The organism is Psychrobacter sp. C 20.9 (assembly GCF_001921765.1).
Classification (GTDB): domain Bacteria; phylum Pseudomonadota; class Gammaproteobacteria; order Pseudomonadales; family Moraxellaceae; genus Psychrobacter; species Psychrobacter piscatorii_B.
This window is the reverse complement of sequence record NZ_MRYC01000021.1, coordinates 19,516-43,904: the sequence shown is the minus strand read 5'-3', so window position 1 is coordinate 43,904 and position 24,389 is coordinate 19,516. Positions and strand designations below refer to the sequence as shown.

Below are 24,389 nucleotides of genomic sequence, written 5' to 3'. Positions count from 1 at the left end.
TAATAACGGTCCGATTACCTGCTCTAAATCATTTTCCACGTCATGTCATTTTCGCTCAAACGATGATAGTTGAGCTGAGGGTAAGCCGATAAATCCACGTTTTGTAAATTATTCAGCGCGGTAAGTAGTGCCTCATAATATGGCTCAATCATCGCAAATTGTACCGGTGTTGTATGCTGTACATTCAATAAGCACTTATCCTCCAAGTCTTGGCTGGCCTGACGTAGCTGCGGCACTCCTGTATAACGACTGCCGCCCAATATCCGATGGGCAATTTGTGCCAACAAGTTACGATCACGAGCTTCCCATGCTTGAGTCAGTGCTTGCTTTTCCTCGTTAATCGTATCGAGCATCATAATGATGAGCTTGGCTGCTAAATCAGGTTTGTTTGCTGAGCGAGTAAGCGCATCTTGCCAGTCTAAAATATCAGACGTATCCATTGTACTGAGGTTTTTTTGATGGAGGTTGTGATCCGTTTGCTCATATAGCCTTTTGTCCATATTCGCTGTTATGTCTTCAGCAGAATTATCTGTCGGTTCTTTTGGTGGATATAATAATGATTCTTGCCCTTGCTTGTGTAAACGTAGGCTCTCATAGCGAGGCTGGTTCTCACGGGTGGTCTCTCGTCTATAATCGTCACGTGGCTGACTGTCACGCAAGTAGTCATCACGGATTTTTTTCAGTGATAATGGTCGAGTGACTTTTGGCGGTTCTGTGATTTCAGTCCTATTACGAACGCGTTCGTTGTCTTTGACCATCGGATAAATTGGGGTCTTTTGATCCGAGAGCGGCGTCGATTGTTCTGTGGGGTGTATATTTTCGGAGTCGGTATTTTGTAAATCGATGCTTTGAAAATTAGAAGCTTGCAAATTAGAAGCTTGCAAATCAGTATCAGCCAATGCCGTTATTTGCGGCGTGGTGTTTTGGCGTCCTAACCATTTCTGTAGCACTTGTAACAATTGAGGTTGACTGATGGGCTTACCGACGTAGTCATTAATACCGCTGGCGATAAGCTTATCACGCTCATCCGCTAGGCCATGTGCGGTGAGAGCAATAATAGGAATACGGCTATCAGCCGCTTCAATGCTCCGAATTTGCTTCGCTGCTTCATGACCTGACATACGCGGCATTTGGATATCCATAAATATCAAATCGATATGATTTTTATCTTGAGTAGCTGTTTTATCGTCATTTGCGCTCTCTTCAGCATACAGGGAGGTGCTGGATTTTTTATTGACCTCATCGCGCGTTTCCGCTTTAGAGATTTGCGTTTTACTCGATAGACTTTGCTTATCATTTTTAGCAGATTTGACATTTTTGGTTTGCTGTTTGCTGATAATCTCTATGGCATCAAAGCCGCTACTCGCTGTAATGACTTGTATGCCAAGCTCGCTCAATAGTGCATCAAGCACCAATAAATTTGGTAGATGATCATCAACTGCCAGCACGGTAATCCCTTTCCAGCGCGGCTCTTGTAAGCTCTTTGGCATACTACGGTTTTGTGTATCGAGCATCGCGTATAGCTGTCTTTTGTCCAATGGCTCATACAAGATATTGGCTTGATAGCGGTTTAGCAGTGCTTGATCAGCCGCCACTTGATAGCCAAACACAGCAAGTTTGCCTTGATAATGGAGACGGATTTGCTTGAGTAACGCCATCATATCGTCTTGCGTGTCATCATCAACGATGACCCAATCCCAAAAGTTGCCATGCTCTTTGAGTGACTCAAGCACCCCTGGTAATGAATTGGCTTGGGTAAGCTTAATCGGTAAGTACTGCAAGCTGGCTTTTAGCACTTGTATTGAGGCCGTATGACTGATCCAAACCAAGACGTTGAACTCATCTGTCTCGCTCGCAAGCGGTGCCAATACTGGCAGCTCAATGGTCTGACCAGTTGGTGCCTCTAGCACATCGACATGGGCTGGCATGCGAAACCAAAACGTCGCGCCTTGATTGGCGATGTTCTCTTGAGCATTGTCATGAAAGCCGATATCGCCGCCCATGAGACGCGTTAATTGCTTGGAGATAACCAGCCCCAGTCCCGTACCACCATATTGGCGCGTGATTGACGGATCACCTTGGCTAAAGCTCTGAAACAGCATTTTTTGGTCAGCAAGCGAAATGCCTTTACCACTGTCTTGCACACTAATCATCAGATAGTTATCACGGTGATCATCCAAGCTGACCCGTACGACCACATCGCCACTGTCTGTGAATTTGATGGCATTCCCCACGATATTGGTCAATACCTGCTTGAGGCGCAGCGCATCGCCATTGATACGCATTGGCACATCGTTATAGAACAAGACAGCCATGCGCAGCCCCTTCTCGGCAGAAACAGGAGAGAGCATATCAACCACATCATAAATGGTGTCATACAGATCAAATTCATGACGATCAAGCACCAACTTGCCCGCCTCAATCTTAGAAAAATCTAGAACGTCATTGACCAAAGCAAGTAGGTGAGCTGAGGATTTACGGATAGTCTGTACGTATAAATCCTGTTCAGGATTGAGCTCACCGTGACGCGCTAATAAGTTAATAAAGCCATCGATACTGTTCAATGGTGTGCGTAGCTCGTGGCTGATGTTGGCCAAAAATGCGGATTTGGCTTGGCTGGTCGAAATGGCAGCATCACGCGCATTTCGAATAGAGATGTTTTGCATTTCCATCTCATCAAATGCCAAACGCAGATCGTCTTCGGTTTGCTCGGCATGATCCTTAAGCTCCTGAAAACTTCTATGGAGACGGCGAAACGTCTTGACCAAATCTTGCTGTAATAAATTAAGCTCACCATCTGACTCTACTGGTACAGGCTGATATAAGTTATCAACATGGGTACGTTGTAATTGCAAACGCAGCTCATAGATAGGTGCAATCCAACGCTTTGAGTAAATATTTAAGCTGAGTAATAAAATCAGAATGGTAAACAGACCGGTAATCACCAGCGCCATCGCGATACGATAACGGGCGATATAAAGTGGCTCGTTGTCCATATCGACCAGTAGCCACAACGTCTGCCCCTCAAACTCACCCAACACGCTGCCATATGCCGTGCCTACAGGCGTTGGTTTTTGCGATAAAAACTTTGCTGAGTCACTGATTAGCGGCCATTTCTCGTTCAGACCATAGCCTACGGTCGCCAATACTTGATTGCCTTCATTGATAACAGCAATACGCTGTACATGCTGCTCAGACTGCATACGCCCGAGTTTATCCTGTATGCTTTCGAGCGTTGTCATCGCACTCTGTGATGCCTCATCTGTGTTGCTTTTTGCTTGCTGACGTTCTTGCTCCAACAAATCAGGAATCAGCTCTGCAATGACTGGTGTATAACGAATCAATACCGCCTCAGCCAGTGCCTCTTGCTCTGAATCGCTCGCACGCATGGTTTCGTGAAATACCAAAATACCCCCTACCGCCGCCAACACGCAGATGGGTAAAAACACCAATAGGATCAGCTGCCCATAGGCACTGCTGGTATTGAAACGTTTTTTATATGCCATGCTCGCTCTACTCTCTACGAAAATGCTTTCTGTGAATTTTGTTACGGTCTCTACGCTACCATAAAAAATGCTTAAGCTTGCTAGCTTGTTTTTTAATGATACGCCTTTTATGGTTCAAGATTATCTTAACAGGATTCTATAAATCACGTTTACCCATTCAAGGTGAATGAAACACAAACTTTGACCAATATGGCTTTAAGCAAACCTAACAAATATACATACGTTACTAAACGGCATGGTTGCGGCACCATAAAACCTGCTTTTGTCCCTAAAAAAATTGCCAGTAAAAGGCGCTTTCATCAAGTATTATTCTTTTATGCAATAAGCGCAGCTAGCAACAAAATGATATAATGACGCAACTTTTTATTTGCCACAATAGATGGTTTACCCTCATGATGAATGAGAGCGTACGCTACTGCCGTTAAGTTTTGGTTTATCTGTCACTATAAGCCAATACACAAAACGCTTGTCTCAAATGATGATCAAACAATAAAAAATAGTGATTCGATCACAGCCTATCGCCCAAAAAATATTTTAGAAAATAAATAAGGATTTCTTATGTCCGCAACGGCCATGTCAAACGCTAACTTTATCACTCAAGTCACCACGCTTGCCGATTGTGTCGGTCAAACGCCACTGGTTAAATTGCAGCGCCTACCTGAACAAGAGCATATCGAAAATGGCGCCACATTATTAGCCAAATTAGAAGGCAATAATCCCGCTGGCTCTGTAAAGGATCGCCCTGCTTTTAATATGATTTATCAAGCAGAGCAGCGCGGTGATATCAAACCCGGCGACACGTTGATTGAAGCCACTAGCGGCAATACTGGCATTGCATTAGCCATGGTCGCGGCGATGCGCGGCTATCCAATGACATTACTGATGCCAACCAACTCTACTCAAGAGCGTAAAGATGCCATGATTGCTTACGGCGCGACGTTGATTGAAGTCGATGAAGGCATGGAAGCGGCACGCGATTTGGCATTGCAGATGCAAGCCGATGGTAAAGGCATCGTACTGGATCAGTTTAATAATCCTGACAATAGCCAAGCGCATTACCTGACTACAGGGCCTGAGCTGTGGGCGCAAACTGACGGTAAAATCACCCATTTTATTAGCTCCATGGGCACCACTGGCACCATCACTGGTGTCTCACGTTATTTGAAAGAACAAAATCCAGACGTCAAAATCATTGGTTTGCAGCCTGATGAAGACGCTTCTATTGCTGGCATCCGCCGTTGGCCTGCTGCATATATGCCGGGTATTTTTGACGCAGACTTGGTCGATGAGATCATGGATGTCGATCAGCGTATCGCTGAAGTCTATATGCGCAAACTGGCAAAAACTGAAGGTATTTTTGCTGGAGTGTCCTCAGGTGCAGCGGCATGGGCAGCAACGCAAGTCGCCAAAAATAATCCTGATGCCGTCATTGCCTTTATCGTCTGTGATCGTGGAGACCGTTATTTATCGACAGGTTTATACAATGTTGATGACAGTCATATCGATAATAATGCAGATAACGCAGCATAGTAAGCTTATAAAAATGCAGGATTCTTTATGTCACACCCCTTACCGTCCGACCCTATACTAGTTTTCGATATCGAGACGGTCGCCGATATCGATGCAGCTCGCCGTATCTATCCACAATTGGCCGATCTTAATGATGCAGATACGTTGAGCGCGTTAACGGCGATACGCACCCAAGAAGCAGGACACGATTTTATGCGCTTGCCATTGCAGCGCATTGTCTGTATTTCCGCTTTATATATCAAAGATGGCAAGTTATCGCTATTTTCGTTGACCGCAGATAAGTTTAGCGAAAAAGACATTCTTGCCAAGTTTTTTCGGGCATTCAGTGATCTTGAAACCTTGCCACAGCTCATCAGTTGGAATGGTTCAGGTTTTGACATACCTGTACTGATATATCGCGCTATGCAATATGATTTATCAGCGCCATGGCTGTTTGAAGAAGGTGAACGTATCAAAAATATGCGCTTTGATAACTACGTCAATCGTTTCCATACGCGTCACCTTGATTTAATGGACAGATTTAGTCAGTACGGTGCCAGTCGCCGCGAAGCCATGGATATCGTCGCCAGTTTATATGGATTACCGGGCAAAACTGACGTTGATGGTAGCATGGTGGGCGCGCTCGTCAGTAGTGGTGACTGGCAGACACTCTCCATCTATTGTGAATCTGATGTGATGAACACTTGGCTTATCTATCTTCGCTGGCTACGTCTGACAGGAAAGTTATCCTCACCAGACTTTGATGCTTGGCAACAGCAGAGCTACGACTATCTAGCAAAATATACCCAAGCCGATGGTAGCCCGCGACATCAAGAGTTCATCGCTGACTGGTCATCGGCACCCAAATTATAGAAACCGTATTATTAGCAGTTTGTTATTCTCCTCTTATAGTTATTTATTATTAAGGCAGGTTTATGCAACCCACCGATTCCAAAACGTCGACAGCAACTGATGCAACTTCCAAAACGTCGACAGCAACTGATGCAACATCGCAGAACAATGTTACTCAAGCCAATGTTACTCAAACCAATGATACCCAAAAGATTGCTATTCCGCCCAGCAAGAAAAAATCTAAGCCCTCATCAAAAACGCGCCGTCGTCTAAAAGATGCAGAGCCGATTCCTTTTACCATTGATAGACTGTCGCATGACGGTCGCGGTGTTGCCATCTATGGCAATGGTTTTGGGGTTGATGATGGCCATGCGGAAGACAAGCATGGCAAAACAGTCTTTGTCAGTTTTGCGTTGCCAGGTGAAAGCGCCTTGGTCAAAATAACCAATAGCCGTGCCAGTTTTGAGGAAGGCGATGCAATCAGCATCACTGCCAATCCAAATCCTGAACGTGCTGTGCCGCCTTGTCCACATTTTGGCGTCTGCGGCGGCTGCAACTTGCAGCACTGGGAGCCAAAGGCACAGATAAACTTTAAGCAGTCCGTACTTGCTGAGATGCTGATGCATCAAGCCAATGTAGAACCTGATAACTGGCTAGCACCTGTCGTAGGTGATCGTCTTGGCTATCGCACCAAGGCTCGTCTAGGCGTGCGCTATGTCGTCAAAAAAGAAACCGCGCTGGTCGGCTTTCGTGAGCGCTCAAGTAACTTTTTGGCAGAGCTCAATGAGTGCCATATCTTAGACCCACGCATCGGTTTTGAGATTGAGAACTTAAAGACGCTCATCAGCACGCTAGAGAGCCGTGACAAGATTGCTCAGCTTGAGCTTGCGATGGGTGAGCAATTGCCAGAATTGCCTGACGGCAATCAACCTGTTGCACTCATCGTGCGTCACTTAGAACCATTATCAGATACTGATATAGACAAATTAAAAGATTTTTTTGCGGCGCGCAATTGGCAGCTATATCTACAGTCAAAAGGTGCTGATAGCATCCAGCGTATCGCTTTGACAGATGCTGATGATTTGAGCGAACAATTTGGTCGTTTGTATTATCAACTACCAGAGTATGATTTGACGTTTGAGTTTATTCCTACTGACTTTACCCAAGTCAATCTGTCTGTCAACCGCCAAATGACCAAGCTGGCTTGTGACTTATTAAACTTAAAAGCAGGCGAACGTGTACTGGATCTATTCAGCGGTTTGGGTAATTTTAGCCTGCCGCTAGCACGTCTTGTTGGTGAAACAGGTTCTGTGGTGGGTGTCGAAGGTAGTGAGGCCATGACCAAGCGTGCGGCTGACAATGCTCGTCGTAACGGTATCAGCAATACTGAATTTTATAGCCAAGATTTGACAAAAGACTGCACGGACAAGCCATGGGCCAATCAAGGTTTTGACGCGTTATTAATCGATCCACCACGCTCTGGCGCTTGGGAGATCATGCAGTATTTGCCAAAATTCAATGCTGAGCGCATTGTTTATGTCTCTTGTAACCCAGCAACCCTCGCTCGTGATACAAAAGCGTTGTTAGAGCAAGGCTATCGTCTGACTCATGCTGGCGTCATGGATATGTTTTGTCATACGGGTCATGTTGAATCTATCGCTCGCTTTGAAAAAGTCGCGGTTTAATTTTGACCTTTATAATGTGATTCATGAAAGCATCCAAAATAGCCGTTTCATAGCAGCATAGCCCAACCCAAAATGTGGATGAGTTTTTGCCAATAAGTCGCGGTTATTTCACGCAATTAACCACAGTCATTACAGAGCCTTGCTTGATTTGTCACTTCAAAGTGAGATAATAGTAAACAATCTTCTTATGTTTTAACTAAGGGTATAAGAAGTACTTGCACTCATAGCTTTATGTATTTTACGCGCATTTTATAGCTGCTAAAAATCAGATTTTTAGCAGTTGTATTGGTTTATAGCTGGCACTTTATGAATCGTTCATTCAGAGTGTGTGCATAGTAGATGAGGTTATAATCAATTCAAAATAGCTAAGAGGAGTCGGCTATGGTAAAAATTCGTGAAGGATTACCGCTGGTGGATGGACAAACCACGCAGGCCGATAGTGCCACACTGGCGGCGCAATTGGTAGCGAGCCAACGCTCTCACCAATCTGCCAACAGCTACGCCCAGATTCCTCTCGATATCAAATACCAGCTGTCAACTCACAAGCTACATACTACGTTTGATCGATCAGCGGCACATACTTATGATGGCCTCGACCCCGCGCTTGAAAACGAGTATCTGGACAACACCTATACGCTCTCAGATGAAGAGCTCGAATCCATTGATTTAGATCAAGCCAATATCGATGTACCTACGTGGCTCGACAATGTGGCGAAGCGTATCGGACAAGAGTCTGTACCTCATCTGAGTGCTGCTTGTGAGTTTATCCGTAGTCACATGAATACTAGCGAATCTGAGCGCTCAGGTGCTTACGTCACTGGTATTGGCATGACAGACATATTGACCTATCTCTATCAAGATGAAGATGCGCTTGTTGCTGCCATGCTATATCGCAGTGCACGCAAATCCATCATTAGTCTTGCTGAAGTTGAGAAAAATTTTGGTGCGGATATCCTAGCCCTTGTTAAAGACACTTTAGCAATGGGGAAACTCTCAGAGATTATTGAGAGCAATAAACGCTTAGAAGATCATTTCGTCAATAATCAGCGTGACCAGCTATCAAATATTTATAGCATGCTCATTTCTGTCACCAACGACGTGCGTGTGGTACTCATTAAGTTGGCAGAGCGTACCTTTGCTATGCGTGAGTTGACGTTTTCTAGGCCAGAGCGTCAAACTCGTGTCGCGCGTGAGGTCATGACTATTTACGCCCCATTAGCGCATCGCCTAGGTATCGCGCAGCTTAAATGGGAGCTTGAGGATCTGGCGTTTCGCTACCTTGCGCCCGATAGGTACAAAGAGATTGCCAAGCTACTGTCCGAAAAGCGAAGCGAACGCGAGTCTTATATTCAGCGTGTAGAAGACAAGCTCAATGAGGCATTAGCGAATGCTGGCATTGAGGGCGAAGTATCCGGACGCGTCAAGCATATCTATTCTATTTACCGCAAAATGAAGCTCAAAGGTTTATCCTTTGACCAGCTTTATGATATTCGTGCATTACGAGTATTGGTCAATAATCCTTCAGACTGTTATCACGTCTTAGGCTTGGTACATGGTTTGTGGCGTTATATTCCTGAGCAATTTGACGATTATATTACCAACCCAAAGTCAAACGGCTACCGCTCACTACATACCGCCGTCATTGCCGAAAACAAATCGCTTGAAGTGCAGATTCGTACTCAGGAGATGCATTTTGAGGCGGAGCTTGGCATGTGCGCACATGTCAATTACAAAGAAGGCCTGAAGAATAAAAAAGACAATTACTTAAATCAAAGAATCAGCTCGCTACGTCAGCTACTGTCTATTAACAACGAGACCCGTAACCAGCCGCGCTCAGCTGTCATGACAGGCGAAGAGCTAGATGACATGGAGTTTGACGAAGAAGAACAACTCGTTGATTTTGATGAGCTCGAGCGTATCTATATTTTCAGCCGTGACGGCGACATCACCGAGCTACCAAAAGGTGCAACCGTTCTCGATTTTGCCTATTATGTGCATACCCAAGTTGGTAACCGTGCACAGGCAGCCCGAGTTAATCAGCGCTATGTGCCATTGACTTATCAGCTAAAAACAGGGGAACAAGTTGAGATCATCACTAAGGCATCGCGTGAGCCCAATCGTGATTGGCTAGTCGCCTCACTGGGCTATATTCATACCAATCGCGCACGCTCAAAACTGCGTCAATGGTTCAACAAACAAGACCGTGATAAGAATATTGAAATAGGTCGTCAGATGCTTAGCAAAGAGCTTGAGCGCCTATCCGTGCATCCCAATAGCATTGACTTAAATGACTATATCCAGCATTTCCACGTCAATACGACCGATGATATTATCGTGGGGCTCGTCACAGGTGATATCGGTCTCAACCAGCTAACCAGCCATATTTCTAGGCAGCTGCATCTAGAACCTGAGATACCACCAGAGAACTTTGCACCGCACGTCGATACTAGAGATGCGAGCAAGCTCGATGCCTACAAAATCCGTATCGACGGTCTGGATAATATTGAAATCAATTTAGCAGGCTGCTGCCATCCTATACATGGTGAGCCAATTGCCGGATACATTACCTTATCGCGAGGTGTCAGCGTTCATAACCGCGGTTGCCCTGAGTATCTGCGTTTGGTCGAGCGTGATCCTGAGCGCAAAATAGAGGCAGCTTGGCAAGTACAATCTGGTCGCTATCAGCCAGTTGATATCCACGTAGAGGCGTATGACAGACGCGGGCTGTTGCGTGATTTGACACAGATTATTGATAAAGAGAACATCAATATCCGCAAAGTTGAAACGCTTAGTAACGATGACAATATCGCCTTTTTGAAATTTCATATCGAAGTTTCAGGGCTAGCGCATCTATCTAAGTTACTGGCGAAACTAGAGCAACAGCACGGTGTCTTACATGCTCGTCGCGCTGTGGCTTAGTTGAAATGCTAAGCTACCAATTATTCACTCAAAAATAGAGTTGTCATAAATCATCATGCCCGAATTACCAGAAGTAGAAACCACCAAAACTAGCCTTGCACCATTATTAGGACAACAGGTGATTGACATAAAGGTCTTTGAACCCAAGCTACGTTGGACGATGCCAGATGACTTAAGTAGTCTGGCTGACTACACGTTAGATAGCGTTGAACGCCGAGCAAAATATCTTGTTCTTAAATTTTTGCCCACAGTGCTTAATGATAATGATGCCATGGTAGCACCACTTAAGCTTTTGATTCATTTAGGCATGTCAGGTAGTTTACAGCAGCACAATTATGGCACTGACAAACGTAAACATGATCATCTAATAGTAGTATTTAGGGATTCTGAAAACGCAAAGTCTCAGCTACATTATTACGATCCAAGACGATTTGGCTCAGTATTATGGTATGAAGATTACGGTAGCAAATTACTGGACCACTTGGGCCCTGAGCCACTCTCAGAAGATTTTACCGCAGAATATCTTTATAACGTTATTCAACGTAATAACTTATCCGATAAAGATCATAACAATACAGGCTCTAACAAAAAACCATCGACCAAACGAGCACAGTCCATCGCACGAGCTATCAAATCTGTCATTATGGAACAAAAAGTCGTGGTAGGTGTCGGTAATATCTATGCGACAGAAAGCCTCTACCTATCAGGTATTCACCCTGCTACCCCAGCCAATCAACTATCACTTGAGCAGCTGATAATTTTAGTTGACAATATTAAAGATATATTAAAAAAGGCTATCAAACTTGGTGGCTCAACGCTACGAGATTTCACAGTCGCGAGTGGTCAAACCGGTTATTTTCAGCAGACTTTAAATGTTTATGGTAGACAAGGAGAGCATTGCCTAAAATGCGATACCATTCTAGAAAATGTTAAGCTCAATGGTAGAGCCAGCGTTTATTGTCCAAATTGTCAGCCGCTAGCTTAAGCTTAATTAGTGGTCATATGATTTTTTACCTTAACTAAAGACAAATCTGCTACTATTTTCAAAATAAATACAATCTAGTTTGATATATTTTTTTACTCACATAAGAATATCCCATGTATTCTTGTTGCTTATTGGCGTACATCTTGCTTTAATAGTGCTAGCGCTTACAAAAATAGTGCGCACTATTTATTCTTCCGTAATACTTACCTTACCTTACCTGTCGTTGCCGCGATATTCCTATGTGGAGACAGCAGCAGCCATTAATCATACTAATTGTAAATTTTAGGATATCGTTATGACGGTTAAAGCCACAAACAAACGCGCAATTAAGCAAAAGTTGTTTCCTGTCTTTACTTCCTTAGCGTTAATGGCTGCTAGTATGCAACCTACTTTTGCAGCCATAGAAATAGACGAAACTGACTTTGGCCCTTCGTATGAGACGATGGTAGTAGATACGATTGTTGGTAAACCATTACAACTGGTCAATGCTGTGGCTGGTACCGCCGCCTATATCGTGAGCCTACCCTTCTCTCTTATCGGTGGAAATGCCGATCAAGCGCAGCAAAAATTATTTGTTGAGCCTTGGGATGCTATGGGAAGATGTTTAGGCTGTACAGTTGCTGAAGACAACTATTATAAATCACAAGTTATTGACAATAATACTGTGCGTATTGTCGTTGACCAACCATCAGAGATTTTGATTAATACTAACGATTACGTGGTTGTCACGCCATAAACTACTGTGTTTGATCGTTTTTAGCATAAATCACAAAATATAACTTTGTGAATAGACAATAGAAAAGGCTAACGTAAAGTTAGCCTTTTTTGTTACCACTAAACCGTACGTTATTATTTTACAATATGAGTATTACTTAATTTAGCACTGATTTCACGCAGTAACTGTATTTCTTCTGATGGCTCTACTACAGCTTCCTCTACAGCTTCCGTACGACGCATTTTATTTACTACTCTCACCATCATAAAAATAATAAAAGCTAAAATTAGAAAATTAATGAGTACAGTGATGAAGCTACCATATGCTAATACAGGAACGCCAGCTTCTTTGAGTGCATCGTAGGTCATAGCAACCCCATTAGGCACATCACCCAATACCAAAAGCATATTTTTAAAGTTAATCTCGCCCCCTACAATGAAAGCGACAATTGGCATAATGATATCATCTACCAATGATTTAGTGATGGTAGCAAAAGCCCCACCAATGATAACACCAACTGCTAAGTCCATCACATTGCCTTTTAGAGCAAATTCTTTAAATTCTGAAACCATACTCATTGTATTCTCCTCAAGAATTATCTATAAGCGTATAGATATTTTATATAATCAGTATCATACTTCACTCTAACGTTAATCATTGAACACATCAAAACTAATGTTCATTTTGTATTTATTTCTTCAAAATTACAACAAAAAAAAGCAGTATAAAGTGAACCGCTATAGCTCACCCTATACTGCTAATTGTTTAACTACTCCGATGTCTAAAAGACATTAAATTTTGGTGTTGAAAATCAACGCTCTAAAAGATCGAGTAGTTTATACTGTCGATATTATGCATTTTTCTTACTACGGCCGTGACGCTTACGCTCACTTTCAGTCAGATAGCGTTTACGGATACGTACTGCTTTTGGTGTTACTTCAACTAGCTCATCATCTTGAATAAACTCAAGCGCTTGCTCAAGCGTGAACTTAACTGCTGGCGTCAACGTCAACGCTTCATCAGTACCACTAGCACGTACGTTAGTCAGCTGCTTACCGGTTGTTGGGTTAACCGTCATATCATCGTTACGAGAGTTAAGACCAATAATCATACCTTCATAAACTTCAAGCTGTGGCTCAGCAAATAATTTACCACGTTTTTGTAGGTTAAACAGTGCAAAGCCTAGGCAAGTACCATTTGCCATAGAAACCAATACGCCGTTTGAACGACCACCCACATCACCGATTTTTTGTGGACCGTAATGCGAGAAGCTTGACGTCATGATACCACTACCTGAAGTCAATGTTAAAAACTCAGAACGGAAACCGATCAAACCACGAGCTGGTACTGTCGCTTCAATACGCATACGACCTTTACCATCAAGCTCCATATTGGTCATCTCGCCTTTGCGTAGACCAACCTGCTCCATAATAGAACCCTGATGCTCTTCTTCGATATCGAAGACAACGTTTTCATACGGCTCTTGTAGCTCACCATCAACTTCTTTTACGATAACCTCTGGGCCTGAAACACCCATCTCAAAGCCTTCACGGCGCATGTTCTCGATAAGTACAGATAGATGAAGCTCACCACGACCTGATACTTTGAACTTATCTGGAGATTCAGTGTCTTCTACACGTAGTGCAACGTTATGAATCAATTCACGCTCAAGACGCTCACGAATATTACGTGAAGTGACAAACTTACCATCACGACCAGCAAATGGTGAGTTATTTACTTGGAAATTCATTGATACGGTAGGCTGATCAACTGTTAATGCTGGTAATGCTTCAACATTATTAGGATCACAAATCGTATCTGAGATATTAAGCGCATCGATACCTGTGATACAAACAATATCACCAGCCTGTGCATCTTCAACATCAATACGATCAAGGCCATGGTAGCCCATAATTTTTAAGATACGGCCGTTACGTGTCTTACCATGCTTATCAATGACAGTAACTGGTGTATTGGTTTTAACCTTACCACGCTGGATACGACCAATACCAATCACACCGACGAAGCTATTGTAATCAAGGCTTGAGATCTGCATACGGAATGGTGCGTCTGCATCAACTTGCGGCGCCTGTACAACATCAACAATAGTTTTAAATAGTGGCGTCATGTCATCAGCTAAATCATCTGCTTCCAAACCTGCAATACCATTTAACGCTGATGCATAAACCACTGGAAAATCAAGCTGCTCATCAGTTGCACCTAGATTATCGAACAAATCAAAAATTTGATCCATTACCCAATCAGGGCGTGAGCCAGGACGGTCAATTTTATTGATAACAACAATCGGCTTTAGACCTTGTTCAAATGCTTTTTGCGTTACAAAACGAGTCTGAGGCATCGGGCCATCGACAGCATCAACAACCAAAAGTACGCAATCAACCATTGACATCACACGCTCAACTTCACCACCGAAATCGGCGTGACCTGGGGTATCAACGATGTTAATACGGTATTCAGTTCCTGAAGTCTGATCTGTCCAACGAATGGCTGTATTTTTAGCCAAAATAGTAATACCACGTTCTTGCTCAATATCACCTGAATCCATTGCACGTTCAGCAATATTTGCACGATCGCCAAAAGTACCAGATTGATGTAATAATTTATCAACCAAAGTTGTTTTACCGTGGTCAACGTGGGCAATAATTGCAATGTTACGCAGGTGTTTGATATCGTTCGCCATATAAAATGCTCGTGTCGTCTTAAAAAAATGCAGTAGCAATAAGCGCCGCTGGATAAACTTTTATCATCAATCAGATAAATATTGAATTTTAGATGATACACAATAAATGCTATCGCTCAGAAAATCTCAATATAATCAAATATCTATGCCGATAAATTCATCGTACAGATAGCTATGCTAATGTACATTCTGTCAATTTACAGAATGTTTGGGTGGCTAGTATAACATTATTGATTCATAAATTTATGAAATAACTTACTTTTCTCAATACATAAATAAAAAAAGCCACCCAATTGGGTGGCTTTTTTTGTAACCATATATCTAACTATACGATTAATTATCTAATACTTACTGAACAACCATATCTTTAGTTTGTTCAACAGTCATAGTTTTATCACCAGTGATGATGGCATAAACACGACGGTTCATAGCACGACCTTCTTCAGTATCGTTTGATGCGATTGGTTGGTCATAACCATAACCAACAGTTGATAGACGGTTTGGAGCAATACCGAATTCGTTAGTTAGCATAGATTTAACAGCAACGGCACGAGCTTCAGATAGACGTTGGTTGTAACGTGCTGAAGGACCAGTTTTAGATGCATGACCTTCTACACGAGCTGTAGAGTTTGGATACTCACGCATTTTTTCTGCTACTTTAGCGATTTCTGGCTTGTATTGGTTTTTGATAGCTGATTTATCGTTATCAAAGAATACACGTAGTTCCATTTTTAGCTCATCAGTAATATCTACTGGTACTGGGCAACCGCGCTCATCAACCACTACATTCATTGGAGTGCCTGGGCATGCATCCATGCTATCAGGTACGCCATCGCCGTCAGAATCAAGGTCAGCTTCAACAACAACTACTGGAGTGTTGTCAACCATTGGCTCTTCCATTGGTGGTACTGCTACTGTAGGTGCTAGATGGCCACCAAGTACAACTTCTAGACCGGCCAATGCCATGCCTTCCCACCAGTTGTTGTCAAAGTTATGAATCGCACGAGCTTCACCACGTAGGCTTAGTGCATCGTTGATACGATACATAGCACCTAGACCTAGGTTACCGATAGTGTCTTTAGTGCCACTAACTTTGTCACCTGAAGAGTCTTTAATCTCAAGTTTAGATTGGCCAGCACCAACTAATACATATGGCTTAAGAGCGCTATCAGTATAACCAGTGAACTCTTCGGTACCAATTAAGAAGTTACCAGAGATCATTTCTTGTTCTGCGTCGAAATTATCAGAACCGTCTTGGCGGATAGCATCAGTATCTGATACACCATACTCTACTTGGAACTGAGTAGAAGGAGTAAGTTCGATACCTAAAGCGGCACCAGTATATAAACCATCTTCTTTATAGTAGCTATCACCATTACCACTATAGTCAGCTAGTAATTCAGCTTGATCATCATCAGCGCCTTCGCTGTAGTGATAACCTAATAATAGTGGGCTAATAGTAACACCAGCATTAGCTGCTAGAGGTGCAGCTGTTACAGCAAACAGTGCTAAAGCAATTTTATTCAGTTTCATGGACTTCCTCCAAAGGATAATTTTAGTGATGCATTAAGCAAAACCGATTCTCAAGACGCTCTAAATTAGACATCTTTTACGCATTTTAGGTTACAAAGCAAAACCAATTAAGAAGTAGCTTAGCGATTATCCATTCAGTTTACAACTTTTTTCGTTAACGAGCTACACATTATTACACGATAATGTTGTAACTAAAACACAATAGCCATTCTAAGTTACTTAGAACTAACACACCTTACGCTTTTTATCTTTTGTATGTCAGTTCACGATAGATACTAAATTAACTAGCACCTATCGTTTGAACATATTTTATTACAATTAATAATTTTTCTCTATTCCTAATGCACATTATTCACTAATTGAAACATTTTTTGACAATAGACATATATTCTGTTTATATTACAATAGTCGACATTATTTGATATCCGAAGTAACTTATAGAAAAGTAATAATTTTGTATACTGCCAACAAACCAAAATACTAGTCTTTATCAAGTATTTTTTCTACATAATGGATTAGCTAGATATTGCAAATAAGCGCGATTATTCTATTTGGAAAGTCTGAAGCCATAGGATGTAGCAATCTATGAAATCGCTTTATAAAACATCATCAAATTATTGCAGATTACTGATAGTGGTTTTACCTGTATCTACTTTTATGAAGGGAATGCTTAGTCATGATAGGCTAATATTTCGAATAAATCAGTTGTACGCTCCACTACACCAGTTAACTATATGTAATAAACGCTCTGCAATGCATTTGCAAGCTTTAAGCGCTAAAGGTAGGAATGGCTTCACTCTTGTTGAGCTGATTGTTACTGTAACGGTGTTTGCTATCATAGTAGCGATTGCAACGCCAAGCATATTGACGCAATTAACGCGTATGGAAGCCAAACGCGTCAAAACCCAATTAGAGAACGCCCTCGCTTTGGCAAAAGCTGAAAGCTATATCACTAGACAAGATGTATTGGTTTGTTTATCGAATGACGGTATACAATGCGACCGCAATAGTGACAACATGCTTATATTATTCGTAGACAAAAACGGTAACAAAAACTTCGATACAAATGCTGATACTCTAGTACTCAATCAATATTTTAATTTAAAATATAGTACACTGAAACTCAGAGTCGGAGCGGGTCGCCATTACATCAAATTTTGGGGTGATAGTGGCAAACCTCGGGGGCATTTTGGCCATATCAAGTACTGCCCCACATCTACCTATAATGATGCAATGTACCAAATTTCTTTCAATCAAAACGGTCGAGTCAGTCAGAAGCTTAATCAAGACCACCCTACCGATTGTGATGGGTAATTGAATGCGGACAAAGTAGCAAGTACATTACCTTTAAGCATTTTAATACATCGCATTTTTTACCATAACAACAGCTTGCTATAATCCTAAATCAGAGCGTGTTCTATATTTAACTCATCAATACCATCGACCTAGGCAACAGTATCGATATTCCCACAAGTTAAGCCATGGCCTAAACTCAATAGATTTAAAAATGATAATCTCTTTATTGATAACGTTGTTGCTGTTGCCATAGCAGCCGACTTTGTAATGGTTGATAATCAAGTAGATGATCTATCAGATGCCGATGTAGCTTTGACCAATTATTCAGCGTTGCTTTAGTGATACCTAGGTAGGCCATCTCGATAATATCGATACCCTTAAATATAGTCTGTCCGGTACTACTCTCTAAATGCTCGGACTCTATAGCATTCTGCATGATTGGCAGTAACCCCACATCAGGTAAAAAGCGATATACACAATTAGGTTCGATAGTATGTTCGATGTTATCATGCGTTAGCGTTAAGGTGAAACCTAACTCATTGAATAGGTGCTGCTCAAATTGGCGCAAACATAAACGAAGCTCATTATTATCTAAAGGTTGCTTTAGCTGCTGTAGACTGTCCTGATAATGTTGCCACAATACCGGCATTGGATCTTCGGTCGGTAACAGGCGCCACAGTATCTCATTAAGATACAACGCTGCATATTGGTGCTGTCCATTGATATTACTGTAAGGCACAGTAGAAAGTACGACAGGGGCACCCTCTTTTTGCTCGTTATTTGTTTGAGGAGTGGTTTGCGAAGTAATCTGGATTTGAGTGAATGTCTTTAGGTCGCGTTTGCCAGTGGCAAATAGCTGTAAAGGCATAAATAACGGCGCGCCTTTTTTCCCAACACCATGTATGACACCATGCTGCTGAGAAAAAAGATAATACACCGCACGCTTTTCTTGATAAGGACGCTGATGTAATAAATAGCCAATTAACGCTTCGTTACGCATCGTTTATCACCTCAGCATTTAACATATGGATAGCAATATTACCGCACTATGCGTGATTGCTATCAATATCCCAAACTGGTTAATGCACGTTCGTCATCAGACCAGCCACGTTTGACTTTGACCCATAGCGTTAGCATAATCTTTTTGTCAAACAGTTGCTCCATGTCTTTACGAGCATCCATACCGACTTGCTTGATGCGCTGGCCTTTATCACCAATGACAATGGCTTTTTGACCACTGCGCTCAACATAGATAGTTGCATCAATAAAAGTACATGCTTTACGTGGACGCCCTGTCTTTGGATCTGTATGCGCAGGCTCATCTTTAAACGCATCAATCTGTACAGTCAAGTCGTATGGCACTTCATCACCAGCGCTACGCATGATTTTTTCACGAATGATTTCGCTCGCTAAGAATCGCTCTGAACGGTCAGTGATTTGCTCTGTATCATAAATAGGTGCAGCAACTGGTAAATGTGAGGCAATCACTTCTTGCAAACGATCTAAGTTTTGGTTCTTGAGTGCAGATACTGGAACGATATCAGCAAAGTCAAAACTTTCATTAAAGGTTTCAATAAGCGGCAATACGCTGCCTTTATCTTTTAAAGTATCTGATTTATTAATGACCAATACAACAGTTAAATTGGTATCACCAAGCTTTTGCAACGTCAGTAAATCATCATCACGCCACTGATCTGAGTCAACAACAAATAAAACCAAGTCAACATCAACCAAAGCGGATACTGCCGCTTTATTCATACGCTCATTAATAGCCCGTACTTCATTGCGATGGATACCTGGCGTATCGACAAAAACTGCCTGCATCTCGTGATTGGACAAAATGCCATGAATACGATGACGAGTTGTTTGCGGCTTACGTGAGGTAATAGACAGCTTTTGACCCAATAAGTGGTTCATCAACGTTGATTTACCCACATTTGGACGTCCAACAATGGCAACATAACCAGCTCTGAAGTCGTCAGCCATACGAGCATTCGTATTTGGCGCAAAAAATTCTTCAATCGCCATATCGTTGTCGACTATGATATCTTCTACGCTATCTGCATTCGTATCGACATCTGTATTTTCAATCATATTTTGAGTACTATCTTCATTATTCGATGGCACATCAGGGTGATTGCTCATAAGTTGATCCTATAGGGTTTATATCCAGCCAAATATGACTTAATAGTTTGTCGGTGTAGTTACTATTGGATATCAGCTGGTAATATTTGAAATAAGTAGTATACAAGGTAAATTAGGTCTATGCCGCTTCAGGTCTCATCACGCAAAAGCGGCATTGTTGACTCAGAAATATGCCTGTAATCACCTGCGAATATTCGCTAAGAGCGTTTTTTAGCGGATCCTGGAAGCTTGTGCAGCTGATTAATCATAAGTTCTGCTGCTTTTTGCTCAGCGATGCGGCGACTTTCACCAGATTCAGTAATATCAGGGCAGTTTTGAATATTCACGTGACAGCGTACCACGAAGATTTGATGAGGAGCGTTGCCACGTGTTTCCATAAGCTCGTAGCTTGGCAAATCAAATTGCTTAGACTGTAACCACTCTTGCAAACGGCTCTTTGCATCTTTTAGTGCTTTTTGGTCATTAACGTTGTCAATCAAGTCTCCATACCAAGAGAGTACGCAATGACGAGTGATATCCATATCTTGACTGTCTAAATAGATGGCTCCAATCAAAGACTCTACCGCATCCGCCAATATAGAAGCACGATTACGGCCGCCACCCTTACGCTCACCCACGCCTAATATCAGATGGTTAGACAGCTCTAGATTTTGCGCGATAATAACCAATGATTCTTGGCGGACCAAAGTTGCACGCATACGGGTTAGACGCCCTTCGTTTTGATTAGGATAACGATGGTATAAAGCCTCACCCACAATCATGCCCAAAAGCGCATCACCCAAAAACTCTAGGCGCTCATAATTTTTTTTGCTGTCAAATGAGCGGTGCGTCAAGGCAAGCTTTGGCAGGCTCAAATCATTAAAGTCATAGCCTAACTTGCGCGTTAAGACTGCTAAGCGCTGAGTAAATTCTGAGCTAACAACAAGCGTGTCGACAGACGTGCTATTTTTTTTAGGAGTAAGAACCGCTTGGGAATGTTGCGAAGTTGGTTTCATGCGTGGCTTGTGGTTATCCCTTCTGTTTTACAGATTTAGTTTAATAAGAGTCTATATTGGATTTTGTTGAGGACACTGAAGCGCTGTCCCATATTATGATTATTTATTCTGCTGTAGCCATATCGATATTTCCTTCGAAACGATTCACAATATCGACATTGCTAAAGAACGTACTGGTTACTGCATATTCTTTATGAATGGCCAATTGGCCCGTTTTTTTATTGGTAAAAGTGAATACATCTTCTGCATTGGTGTCATAGTCAGCATTGATGGATAGCTGCTTATTAACACGCTCAACGAATTGCTTGGCTGTCTCGTTATTGTCATTGGCTACTTTAAGCTCTGCACTCAAAAGTTTCGTGAGCTGATAGTCACCAATTTGAGCAGGCACAATGGCCACCAGGAGTTTAACCGCGATCCCCAACACCATAATAATGAGAACGATGTTTGTCACACTAGCACCGCGCTGCGTGGCAAGACCAGATAACTGCTGCATGATGGAAATCCTCGATTGATAGATGACTATTTTTAATAGCGTTCTATACCTATGACTTAGATAGTAAAACGCTATTTATTGAATAGTAACGATATTAGCATAAAACTATTATCGATAAATCAACCAATAGAGTACTCACAATACTAATCAATAGCACCATTGCGTTCAAAGGTTGGTAGATTTAGTCCAGGTGGCTTGTGCATCCATATATAGACCGCTTTACCCGCTAAGTTTTCATCAGGGACAAAACCCCAAAAGCGACCATCTGCACTGCGATCACGGTTGTCACCCATGACAAAATACTTACCCTCTGGCACTTTAATACGCCACTCTGTACCTTCTGAACTCACAACTTCTGGTGATTGTTGTTGTAGGAAGGGAGCATACTGTGAGCTGTTCATACCATTTAAGTAGCGAACAAGGTGTGTGTTTTTACCCTGTGTCTCTTGGAAATACTGTGCGGCGTCCTCTTCTTCCTGACCCATCGCAGCAGCACTCTCTTCTGTGAGCACCTGACCTGGACCAACTTGTCCTGGCAAATAAAGTTGTGACGTCAATTCTGCACTTGCCGAAAAATCTACAGGCGTCGTCTCCACTGGTACATCATTAATAGAGATTGTACCTTGATTGTAGCTGACGGTATCGCCTGGCAAGCCAATCAAGCGCTTGATATAGTAGATGCTTGGGTTTTCAGGATAACGGAATACCACTACATCGCCATGCTCAGGCTCGCCAGTATCCAAAACTTTATTATACGTTAGCGGTAGACGAACGCCATACGCATACTTGTTGACCGCAATAAAATCACCCGTATATAGCGTTGGCACCATGGAAGAAGATGGAATATTGAAAGGCTCAATCAAAAACGAGCGTACGATCAATACGACGGCCAACACAGGAAAAAAATCATAGGCCCATCGCACTAACAGACTTTCTTGACCTCGACCGCGAGTTTTGCGCTGCTTGAGTGCCAGCTTATCTAGCAGCCAGACAATTCCTAAGCCTATGGTCAACGGCACTAAAATTAAATTGAAATCAAAATCCATACCAAATTGCCTATTAACGTGCTGTTTGTCTAGTTGCTTTGACGATAAAATTAACGATATTCAACTGCTGCTATGTACAAAAACTATCTGAGATAGCACTGTCTATTAACTATCAACTTGCAAGACAGCCAAGAAGGCTTCTTGTGGAATCTCCACACTACCCACTTGTTTCATACGTTTTTTACCTGCTTTTTGCTTAGACAACAGCTTTTTCTTACGCGATACGTCACCGCCATAGCATTTGGCCAAGACATCTTTACGCATGGCTTTTACCGTACTACGACCAATGATCTGACTACCAATTGCGGCTTGAATCGCCACATCAAACATCTGACGTGGAATCAGCTCTTTCATCTTGGACACTAGCTGATTACCGCGGAAACGTGCTTGGTCTTGATGTACAATCATTGCCAAGGCATCCACCTTTTCACCGTTGATTAGCACGTCGACTTTAACCAATTTGTCCACTTGATAACGATCAAAATTATAGTCCAATGAGGCAAAACCACGCGAGACTGATTTTAGACGGTCAAAGAAATCCATGACCACCTCACCCATCGGAATATCAAAGATAACCTGAACCTGCTTACCCATAAAGCGCATATCGACCTGCACACCGCGGCGCTCGATACATAGCGTCATGACGTTACCCAAGTAATCTTGCGGTACTAAAATCTGACAGCGGGCAATTGGCTCACGGAACTCTTCAATATTGTTAGGCTCAGGCAGTCTTGATGGATTATCAACATAGATGACTTCACCGCCTTTCTTTTCAATCTCATAGATAACTGAAGGCGCAGTGGTGATCAAATCCAAGTCATACTCACGCTCTAAGCGCTCTTGGATAATCTCCATGTGTAGCATGCCTAAGAAGCCACAACGAAAGCCAAAGCCTAACGCGTCTGAAGTATCAGGCTCAAAAAATAATGACGCATCGTTGATTTGCAATTTCTGCAGCGCTTCACGGAATTTTTCAAAATCACTCGAATCGACTGGGAACATGCCTGCATATACTTGTGGCGTGATCTGTTTAAAACCTGGGATACGTTCAACATCAGGCGTACTGGCATGCGTAATCGTATCGCCAACTGGCGCGCCTGCAATATCTTTGATACCAGCGATAATAAAGCCTACTTCACCCGCTTCTAAAATACCCGTATCGACAGGTTTGGGCGTGAATACACCGATAGAGCTTACTGGATGAGCATCGCCCGTTGATTTGATATAAATCTTATCGCCTTTTTTCACCGTCCCTTCACGTACGCGAACCAGTGAGACCACACCCAGATAACTGTCAAACCATGAATCAATGATAAGCGCTTGTAAGGGTGCTTCACGGTCGCCAGTCGGTGCTGGAATGAATTCAACCAACGCTTCCAACAATTTATCGACACCCAGACCAGACTTCGCTGAAACACGAGGGGCATCAATGGCTTCTATTCCGATAATATCTTCAATCTCTTGAATAACACGCTCAGGCTCGACCTGCGGCAAATCAATCTTATTAAGGACTGCCATCACCTCTAAACCTTGATCCACTGCTGTATAACAGTTGGCAACCGACTGTGCTTCTACGCCTTGCGCGGCATCGACCACCAATAGCGCGCCTTCGCAAGCGGCCAATGAGCGTGACACCTCATACGAGAAATCAACGTGGCCGGGCGTATCAATAAAGTTAAGCTGATAGCGCTCACCATTTGGATGGTCATAAAATAATGTTACCGATTGTGCTTTGATAGTGATACCGCGCTCACGCTCAATATCCATCGAGTCGAGCACCTGCGCCTGCATCTCGCGATCTTGCAAGGCACCGCACATCTGAATAAAACGATCGGCAAGGGTCGACTTACCATGATCAATGTGGGCAATGATTGAAAAGTTACGAATATTGGCTAATGCAGTCACGAAGCGCCTACTAAATTAAAGGTGATAGAATAAAGATAAGAGATAAATATGGTCAAGTACACTTGATAAGATAGGTATGCTTCGTTAAAACGTATGCTATA

At 42.6% G+C, this 24,389-nt stretch carries 17 protein-coding genes; 7 read left to right on the top strand and 10 right to left on the bottom strand.

Annotated elements, in window-relative coordinates; genetic code table 11:
• Positions 1 to 23: 23 nt before the first annotated feature.
• Positions 24 to 3,506, bottom strand: coding sequence for an ATP-binding protein (locus BTW00_RS12315; RefSeq protein ID WP_075107650.1), 3,483 nt, complete (start codon positions 3,504 to 3,506; stop codon positions 24 to 26).
• Between the two features lie 573 nt (positions 3,507 to 4,079).
• Here BTW00_RS12315 and cysM point away from each other — a divergent pair.
• The 6 genes from cysM to BTW00_RS12285 all read left to right on the top strand — a co-directional run bounded on the left by cysM (position 4,080) and on the right by BTW00_RS12285 (position 12,192).
• Positions 4,080 to 5,036 (top strand): cysteine synthase CysM, encoded by a 957-nt coding sequence (gene cysM, locus BTW00_RS12310; protein WP_075107663.1) that lies wholly within the window; start codon positions 4,080 to 4,082, stop codon positions 5,034 to 5,036.
• Between the two features lie 27 nt (positions 5,037 to 5,063).
• Complete coding sequence (locus BTW00_RS12305) at positions 5,064 to 5,888, top strand: 3'-5' exonuclease (protein WP_075107649.1); 825 nt, start codon at positions 5,064 to 5,066, stop codon at positions 5,886 to 5,888.
• A 62-nt stretch (positions 5,889 to 5,950) separates the two neighbouring features.
• Entirely contained in the window at positions 5,951 to 7,552 is a 1,602-nt protein-coding gene (gene rlmD, locus BTW00_RS12300; RefSeq protein ID WP_178379306.1) for a 23S rRNA (uracil(1939)-C(5))-methyltransferase RlmD, read from the top strand.
• 381 nt (positions 7,553 to 7,933) lie between these two features.
• A complete protein-coding gene (locus BTW00_RS12295; RefSeq protein WP_075107648.1) occupies positions 7,934 to 10,471 on the top strand; it encodes a bifunctional (p)ppGpp synthetase/guanosine-3',5'-bis(diphosphate) 3'-pyrophosphohydrolase in 2,538 nt (845 codons plus the stop codon).
• Between the two features lie 55 nt (positions 10,472 to 10,526).
• A complete protein-coding gene (gene mutM, locus BTW00_RS12290; protein ID WP_075107647.1) occupies positions 10,527 to 11,456 on the top strand; it encodes a bifunctional DNA-formamidopyrimidine glycosylase/DNA-(apurinic or apyrimidinic site) lyase in 930 nt (309 codons plus the stop codon).
• 295 nt (positions 11,457 to 11,751) lie between these two features.
• Positions 11,752 to 12,192 (top strand): hypothetical protein, encoded by a 441-nt coding sequence (locus tag BTW00_RS12285; RefSeq protein ID WP_075107646.1) that lies wholly within the window; start codon positions 11,752 to 11,754, stop codon positions 12,190 to 12,192.
• Positions 12,193 to 12,305: 113 nt separating this feature from the next.
• Here BTW00_RS12285 and mscL read toward each other — a convergent pair whose 3' ends face one another.
• From mscL to BTW00_RS12270, 3 genes are all read right to left on the bottom strand, one after another.
• Positions 12,306 to 12,749 carry a large conductance mechanosensitive channel protein MscL gene (gene mscL, locus BTW00_RS12280; RefSeq protein WP_075107645.1) on the bottom strand — a complete coding sequence of 148 codons (444 nt, stop codon included), beginning with the start codon at positions 12,747 to 12,749 and terminating at the stop codon, positions 12,306 to 12,308.
• 272 nt (positions 12,750 to 13,021) lie between these two features.
• Positions 13,022 to 14,872, bottom strand: coding sequence for a translational GTPase TypA (typA, locus tag BTW00_RS12275; protein WP_058025800.1), 1,851 nt, complete (start codon positions 14,870 to 14,872; stop codon positions 13,022 to 13,024).
• Between the two features lie 348 nt (positions 14,873 to 15,220).
• Entirely contained in the window at positions 15,221 to 16,405 is a 1,185-nt protein-coding gene (locus BTW00_RS12270; RefSeq protein ID WP_075107644.1) for an OmpA family protein, read from the bottom strand.
• A 585-nt stretch (positions 16,406 to 16,990) separates the two neighbouring features.
• On the opposite strand from BTW00_RS12270, the gene BTW00_RS12265 reads away from it, so the two are divergent.
• Positions 16,991 to 17,719: a GspH/FimT family pseudopilin gene (locus BTW00_RS12265; RefSeq protein WP_256714073.1), complete on the top strand. Its 729-nt coding sequence runs from the start codon at positions 16,991 to 16,993 to the stop codon at positions 17,717 to 17,719.
• Between the two features lie 205 nt (positions 17,720 to 17,924).
• Here BTW00_RS12265 and BTW00_RS12260 read toward each other — a convergent pair whose 3' ends face one another.
• The 6 genes from BTW00_RS12260 to lepA form a co-directional block, all read right to left on the bottom strand.
• Positions 17,925 to 18,701, bottom strand: coding sequence for a DNA repair protein RecO (locus tag BTW00_RS12260; RefSeq protein ID WP_075107643.1), 777 nt, complete (start codon positions 18,699 to 18,701; stop codon positions 17,925 to 17,927).
• A 62-nt stretch (positions 18,702 to 18,763) separates the two neighbouring features.
• Positions 18,764 to 19,729 (bottom strand): GTPase Era, encoded by a 966-nt coding sequence (gene era, locus BTW00_RS12255; protein WP_227675693.1) that lies wholly within the window; start codon positions 19,727 to 19,729, stop codon positions 18,764 to 18,766.
• Positions 19,730 to 20,043: 314 nt separating this feature from the next.
• Positions 20,044 to 20,841 carry a ribonuclease III gene (gene rnc, locus BTW00_RS12250; protein ID WP_058024497.1) on the bottom strand — a complete coding sequence of 266 codons (798 nt, stop codon included), beginning with the start codon at positions 20,839 to 20,841 and terminating at the stop codon, positions 20,044 to 20,046.
• 103 nt (positions 20,842 to 20,944) lie between these two features.
• Positions 20,945 to 21,337, bottom strand: coding sequence for a DUF4845 domain-containing protein (locus tag BTW00_RS12245; RefSeq protein WP_256714072.1), 393 nt, complete (start codon positions 21,335 to 21,337; stop codon positions 20,945 to 20,947).
• A gap of 143 nt (positions 21,338 to 21,480) precedes the next feature.
• Positions 21,481 to 22,383, bottom strand: coding sequence for a signal peptidase I (lepB, locus tag BTW00_RS12240; protein ID WP_075107641.1), 903 nt, complete (start codon positions 22,381 to 22,383; stop codon positions 21,481 to 21,483).
• Positions 22,384 to 22,488: 105 nt separating this feature from the next.
• Positions 22,489 to 24,288: a translation elongation factor 4 gene (gene lepA, locus BTW00_RS12235; protein ID WP_075107640.1), complete on the bottom strand. Its 1,800-nt coding sequence runs from the start codon at positions 24,286 to 24,288 to the stop codon at positions 22,489 to 22,491.
• Positions 24,289 to 24,389: the final 101 nt, after the last annotated feature.

Coding starts and splice junctions, on each gene's coding strand:
- BTW00_RS12305 (WP_075107649.1), top strand. CDS start 5,064: ATGTCACACCCCTTACCGTCCGACCCTATACTAGTTTTCGATATCGAG.
- BTW00_RS12295 (WP_075107648.1), top strand. CDS start 7,934: ATGGTAAAAATTCGTGAAGGATTACCGCTGGTGGATGGACAAACCACG.
- BTW00_RS12285 (WP_075107646.1), top strand. CDS start 11,752: ATGACGGTTAAAGCCACAAACAAACGCGCAATTAAGCAAAAGTTGTTT.
- BTW00_RS12270 (WP_075107644.1), bottom strand. CDS start 16,405: ATGAAACTGAATAAAATTGCTTTAGCACTGTTTGCTGTAACAGCTGCA.
- BTW00_RS12265 (WP_256714073.1), top strand. CDS start 16,991: ATGAAATCGCTTTATAAAACATCATCAAATTATTGCAGATTACTGATA.
- cysM (WP_075107663.1), top strand. CDS start 4,080: ATGTCAAACGCTAACTTTATCACTCAAGTCACCACGCTTGCCGATTGT.
- era (WP_227675693.1), bottom strand. CDS start 19,729: ATGGCGATTGAAGAATTTTTTGCGCCAAATACGAATGCTCGTATGGCT.
- lepB (WP_075107641.1), bottom strand. CDS start 22,383: ATGGATTTTGATTTCAATTTAATTTTAGTGCCGTTGACCATAGGCTTA.
- mscL (WP_075107645.1), bottom strand. CDS start 12,749: ATGAGTATGGTTTCAGAATTTAAAGAATTTGCTCTAAAAGGCAATGTG.
- BTW00_RS12315 (WP_075107650.1), bottom strand. CDS start 3,506: ATGGCATATAAAAAACGTTTCAATACCAGCAGTGCCTATGGGCAGCTG.
- rlmD (WP_178379306.1), top strand. CDS start 5,951: ATGCAACCCACCGATTCCAAAACGTCGACAGCAACTGATGCAACTTCC.
- typA (WP_058025800.1), bottom strand. CDS start 14,872: ATGGCGAACGATATCAAACACCTGCGTAACATTGCAATTATTGCCCAC.
- rnc (WP_058024497.1), bottom strand. CDS start 20,841: ATGAAACCAACTTCGCAACATTCCCAAGCGGTTCTTACTCCTAAAAAA.
- BTW00_RS12245 (WP_256714072.1), bottom strand. CDS start 21,337: ATGCAGCAGTTATCTGGTCTTGCCACGCAGCGCGGTGCTAGTGTGACA.
- BTW00_RS12260 (WP_075107643.1), bottom strand. CDS start 18,701: ATGCGTAACGAAGCGTTAATTGGCTATTTATTACATCAGCGTCCTTAT.
- mutM (WP_075107647.1), top strand. CDS start 10,527: ATGCCCGAATTACCAGAAGTAGAAACCACCAAAACTAGCCTTGCACCA.